The 1,595-nt window shown below is 54.2% G+C and carries 3 protein-coding genes; all 3 read right to left on the reverse strand.

Translation table 11 applies throughout. From position 1 onward, the window contains the following. Positions 1-347 precede the first annotated feature (347 nt). Complete coding sequence (locus tag BM036_RS19595; protein ID WP_143066680.1) at positions 348-554, reverse strand: MbcA/ParS/Xre antitoxin family protein; 207 nt, start codon at positions 552-554, stop codon at positions 348-350. Between the two features lie 205 nt (positions 555-759). Next, positions 760-1,233 (reverse strand): nucleotidyltransferase family protein, encoded by a 474-nt coding sequence (locus tag BM036_RS19600; protein WP_091855303.1) that lies wholly within the window; start codon positions 1,231-1,233, stop codon positions 760-762. Positions 1,234-1,242: 9 nt separating this feature from the next. After that, positions 1,243-1,482, reverse strand: coding sequence for a hypothetical protein (locus BM036_RS19605; RefSeq protein WP_091855304.1), 240 nt, complete (start codon positions 1,480-1,482; stop codon positions 1,243-1,245). Between the last annotated feature and the right edge of the window lie 113 nt (positions 1,483-1,595).

Raw genomic sequence — 1,595 nt, forward strand, 5'->3', positions numbered from 1 at the left:
CGCAGTAGCTGGGTTTCGGTCTCAACGAAATCCCTGGCCTTTTACGGCTGGAAGATGGCGCTCTGGGCACCACTTCGAATGTTCGCTTTGCGACCTCAGTGTGCTTTGTTTCCGAATAGCGAATTGGGTAGGCCCCTATCTGAAAAGGCCTGCTTTGTGGTCTTGGCGCCAATGTGACCGCGGCAAACATTGGAAAGCCGACCTTTTTGCCCCGCCGAGATGGGCTATAGTCAAGGGAGCTTGGGCTGTCGCCCAAAGGGCACAGTGCTGGATTTGACGCAAAGCTAAGCGCCCTAAAAAAGGGCGTCCGGTGGGTGCCACGGGGCCAGAATGGCAAGCTCTCAAAATTACGAGTAGTCGCCGTACTTCAGCTTCTTAATGTACCTTTCCAGAACTTCACACCCGGTGGGTGTCCCCATCAGTGTCTGTGGTGACTCGCCAGCCAGAGCCGGTACCGGTGTCTCCAGCCAGCGACTGATGAGCTGTTCATCACCATCGAAAAGGTTTTTTAAAGCGTCTTCGAAGAGTTCTTTGGCTTTCTGATCGCTATCCATGCCGTTGACCACCCATCGTAGTTTCAAATTATTCTGCGCGATTTCTTGACCTCCGCCGCGCGGCGATGGCCCTAGTGGGTCATTATAATAATGATTAGTAACAAGATTTGCTGATTAGTAAATCGTGTTACTAAAACATACTAACCTCGATGGGCCAGACCCAGTCGAAAGGTGTCGAGTGCTTGGTAGGCATCGAGGGTGCTTGTCATTTAATGCGCGACTGAATAATCAAACCTTCTCGTTTGATGTTCGCCAGCAAATCCGGGTTGGAGTGCTTCGTGGGTGCCCACCATTCCGCTTCCCAGATAGGAAAAGGCTGAATCCTGACGCCCGTTTGCACCAACACATCAAAGGCTCGGCCTGCCATGTCCAACTTGGTTTCGACGAAATCCCCTGGCTCACCCGGCAGAATCACTGCAACGTCGACATCGCTCTCGAAGTGATGATCTCCCCGAGCCCGACTGCCGAACAGAATCAGTTGGATCACATCATAGTCATCAGCGAGTCTCTCGCGGAACTGGAGGATCACGTCGCTGATATCAACCTGGCCGTCCATGGTCGTTTGCTCGAGACCCACAGAGGGCGCCTGGTCCCAATCTTTCAACTCGTCAGGGATTGGCGCCGCTGAATCACATTGAGCCACCAGATCTGTCAGGTTGTATCGCTTCCGTTGTGACATGCGCATCTCCTATCGCAGCTGTCCACGACGTCCCAGAATCACGGCGGCCTGCATGATGCCGGTGGCCGGCTCTTCGAAACGCTCCGGCGGTTGATACTGACCATCCCACGGCTGAGCATGACGATATCGCACCACGTCTTGCCCCTTCAGCTCTACGATCTCGTCAAATCCGTTCTCATACCCCTCCACCAGAACGGGTGTGTCCGGAGGCAAAACTCTCAATCGGGCAATCAGTTCGTCAGCGGTCATCGGCAATCTCCTGTTTGATTCAGATCGAGCACGATTGGTGGATTGGTGGGCTCGTATCGAGCGGTGCAGGTGCTCGCGTTGATGAGTCGGGTCTGCCTGCGCAGGTATTGGCC

Origin of the sequence: Marinobacter segnicrescens, assembly GCF_900111555.1 — a bacterium.
GTDB classification, from domain to species: domain Bacteria; phylum Pseudomonadota; class Gammaproteobacteria; order Pseudomonadales; family Oleiphilaceae; genus Marinobacter; species Marinobacter segnicrescens.

Excerpts from the sequence above, each read along its gene's own strand:
- BM036_RS19595 (WP_143066680.1), bottom strand. The coding sequence starts at position 554 with ATGGATAGCGATCAGAAAGCCAAAGAACTCTTCGAAGACGCTTTAAAA.
- BM036_RS19600 (WP_091855303.1), bottom strand. The coding sequence starts at position 1,233 with ATGTCACAACGGAAGCGATACAACCTGACAGATCTGGTGGCTCAATGT.
- BM036_RS19605 (WP_091855304.1), bottom strand. The coding sequence starts at position 1,482 with ATGACCGCTGACGAACTGATTGCCCGATTGAGAGTTTTGCCTCCGGAC.